Annotated in this window: 5 protein-coding genes; all 5 read right to left on the bottom strand. The window is 42.9% G+C overall.

The genetic code is table 11. The features are described from left to right. Nucleotides 1-247: hypothetical protein (locus tag GGG_RS0118600; RefSeq protein ID WP_010117799.1), on the bottom strand; the 247-nt coding region annotated here is incomplete at its 3' end. Nucleotides 248-309: 62 nt separating this feature from the next. Next, a complete protein-coding gene (locus GGG_RS0118595) occupies nucleotides 310-543 on the bottom strand; it encodes a hypothetical protein (RefSeq protein ID WP_010117797.1) in 234 nt (77 codons plus the stop codon). Next, on the bottom strand, nucleotides 536-2,530 hold the full coding sequence (locus GGG_RS0118590) for a hypothetical protein (protein WP_010117796.1): 1,995 nt from the start codon (nucleotides 2,528-2,530) through the stop codon (nucleotides 536-538). Before GGG_RS0118590 ends, GGG_RS0118595 begins: the two co-directional genes overlap by 8 nt. A gap of 12 nt (nucleotides 2,531-2,542) precedes the next feature. Then, nucleotides 2,543-2,941, bottom strand: a complete 399-nt coding sequence (locus GGG_RS0118585; RefSeq protein ID WP_010117794.1) for a hypothetical protein — start codon at nucleotides 2,939-2,941, stop codon at nucleotides 2,543-2,545. Continuing rightward, nucleotides 2,941-3,175: hypothetical protein (locus GGG_RS21100; RefSeq protein ID WP_010117792.1), on the bottom strand; the 235-nt coding region annotated here is incomplete at its 5' end. The genes GGG_RS0118585 and GGG_RS21100, both read right to left, overlap by 1 nt.

The raw sequence follows: 3,175 nt of genomic DNA, 5'->3' as shown, positions 1-3,175 counted from the left end.
CGAGCATCACAAAACCCTGCGACATATGTGAATAGCGTCCAAGATCGTAGTATTCAATGAAGGCAGAACCACCATATAAACTTATGGCCACACTGAATGTGAATTTCATAATCACACCCATTGTGATTTTGATACGTCCTTGTGTATCAATGTCTCCGCTTAATGTCAGGGCAAAAATAGCCCCAATCACCGCAGCTATAATTTTAAAAAGCCATGGTAAGCCTTTGATTGAAATCGGATCGTTCAAGGTATTTCCCCTAATTTTTGGTAATAAAAAAGCACCCAAAGGTGCTGTTATTTTGTTGATCGTTAAACTTCTACTTGTGAATGCTGCCCTGTTGGTGCTGGCCGCAAAATGATTTGGTTTGCAATAAATACCCGGGCACCTAAATTGTAGGCTGTACCAGAAGTACAAAGTACAGGACCAGAGCCTCCATCGATCTGCACCCGATACTCTGGATGCTTTACTGAAGTGATGGTACCGATGTATTCAGCATGAGTCGGATTAAGCAGCTTCCGCAATTCAAATAAGGGATTATTCACGGCTGATACGCTCCACTGTAATGGTTTCATTGACCTTTTCATGCGAAAAGCTACCTGATACCGAATCAATCACACCCCACCACTGGCCATTAAATGCAATCGACTTACCTGGTAGCATTTCCCCTATTTCTTGGCTTACCGGAATATCAGAGAAGGTGTGTAGTTCCTGAATATTGGCTTTGACCAGTTCATTTTTGCCGTAACTAGCACCAGACATCACATTAAATAATGGCCCTGTGACCGCCTCTAACGGTATATCACCCGAAGTACCCCGCTGCTGTACTTTCAAGCTGTCCCCAGTACGGCTATTCACCACAGTGATGGCATTAAAATCAGCAATATATTCATCACTCTGCTTGATGTTCTGCTGCATCACCAGGCTTTCAGATAACAGAATGTCGTAATCATCAACGGTCATCGAATCCCAATAGCCTTTCTGGTAGCGGGGCAGGATGGTCAGTGTATTACCGGCTTTCTGGCTATAGACAAAGCCACCGCCTGCATCAACCACCTGCTTGATTGCATCGATGGGTGCAAGTTCTGCATAACTCAGGCTTTCAACCGGTATGATCCAGCCCAGTTCATCAATCAGTTTCCAGTCCAGGTTGGTACCGCTATTCGCTCGATCCAGTTCCGCTTGAACCAGCTGCACAGAGGTTCTCTCATTGTCCTGGATGAATGAGCGTGTTGGTCCATATTTATCAGAATTTAAGGCTGTGACACTCCGGCCCGGGTAGGTGTAAAGGACACTGGCAAAGCGTCGTGTTTCTTCTGGATCTTCCAGTAGAACATGATGCTCAAACCCATTAATCATGACTTTCAGGATCACTGGCTGGTCATCAATCGGCTGTAGTTTGTCTTTTTCAGTGTGAGCCACGGTAATTGAGTAGGTCCAGCACCATTGAGACCGGCTAGTGCTGTAGGTGCCATCCATGACTTTAATTTTCTCGCCGGTATCTAATCGCTCGGCTGTTAATGTATTCACGATATACCACCAGTTCCTTTTTGGTTTTGTAGGCAAGTATGCTTTGGCACACTTATCCTCTTCAAAATTCAGCTCGACATTAAATCTACTTGATTGATTTTTAGGACAACAGAAATTCAGGTTTGCAGGTTTTCTTTTGATTATTTCAGCGGGTTTAGGCCAAGGCTTAACTGGATGCTTGCGGTAATGAATTGCTTTAGCTTTATCCCAGGGCAAATTAGACTTGGTAACAATCTCAAGCCCTTTATCCCATTCAAACGAAAATCGGTGTTCGAATACTTGAGCCACTTCATGCGAATAAGTCAAAGTCTTGCGTCTGCGAATCATCTCCTGCCAAACGGTTTCGCGGTTGTGACACAGTTTGATTGTTTCTTCATGCAGATAGCGCTGATGAATAAAGCGCTTAGCACCTTCTTCCCAGATCACATAGGCATCAGAACTTAAACCGGTTGTTTGTTCGAGTAGCGATCTGATTACACGATTCAATGACCCTGCTTGCTCGAATTGGATGCTTTTATGATTGGAAATTACTAAACCTTGATCATAAAAAAGAGCCTCTTTCGAGACTCTCAATATTGGCTTGGCCCAAGGGATTTCTGTCGTACTTAGGCATGCAATCGCTTTCTGGTACCTCATATTAAAGCCGTATGACACACCAACCAGATGATTGATATCATTTATACCTATTAAACTTGACTCAATATCAGTACATAAGCTTGCTTGTAATCGCCCGCGATTATCGACATTTTCCCAATTTAAACCACTGATTTTCGCATGAACACGCGTGATAATTTGAGCATTCAACTGACCGTGATTAAGAAAAATCTCAGTGTTTGTACCACTAATTTGTACTGAAATCCGAGTGTCAATACGAGTATTTAATTGATTTAAACTTGGTGTATTTGCACCAAAATTTAAAACCAAATTAAAGCGACTCTGTGGCGTGCTGATTTGCTCAAAATTTAAATAAACATTGTGCTTATTTGGTGGTGTATAAGGCATAACCACCTCGTTTTAAAATGGCTTGAGAATAATGCTGTCGAGTTTTTGTGTTGAGCCGATTGCAATATTGACACTATTTAAAATAATATCAGCATCTTGAATGTCAATTGTGAAGTCGGCATACACCTCATTGTTTCCATTATACAAACGCGCCCAAGTTGCTGTGCCTGCTTGCGTTGCAAGCGCAGTGTCTGTTTCGTGCAACTCAATACCGTCACTCAATAATTGTTTAAAACACGGCTCAGGTAATGTTAGCGCACACAAGGCATTTGCTGGATTCGCGGCTGTTTCAATGCTTGCTGGTTTTGTGTCTGAGTAATACACAAAATATGCTGATCCACTACCGCTATCCAAAAACTGAGCATGTGCTTGCAAGGCTAAAAGCCCCGCCTTTTTTGAGACTTGAATCATTATTTCACCCTGTCTTGCGATGCAATGTTGTGGTCATTGTAGGGATCTACAGCCATCACGATGTTATATCTAGCATGCGAACCCCAAGCCACAAAGCTACCATCGACTTTACTTCGCACTCTTGAGTAGACTGCTTTTGATGTACGATCCAATACGACCACTTCGCATGAGATCGGCACACCGTCATGTCGTATCTGACCTTTGATGAGGGATTTTGCGCTTGTATGGTTGTTG

The organism is Acinetobacter sp. P8-3-8, assembly GCF_000214135.1.
In the GTDB taxonomy this organism is placed as follows: domain Bacteria; phylum Pseudomonadota; class Gammaproteobacteria; order Pseudomonadales; family Moraxellaceae; genus Acinetobacter.
Note: the sequence above shows the minus strand (reverse complement) of the source record. Positions and strands in the feature narration are given on the sequence as shown.

Excerpts from the sequence above, each read along its gene's own strand:
- GGG_RS0118585 (WP_010117794.1), bottom strand. The coding sequence starts at position 2,941 with ATGATTCAAGTCTCAAAAAAGGCGGGGCTTTTAGCCTTGCAAGCACAT.
- GGG_RS0118590 (WP_010117796.1), bottom strand. The coding sequence starts at position 2,530 with ATGCCTTATACACCACCAAATAAGCACAATGTTTATTTAAATTTTGAG.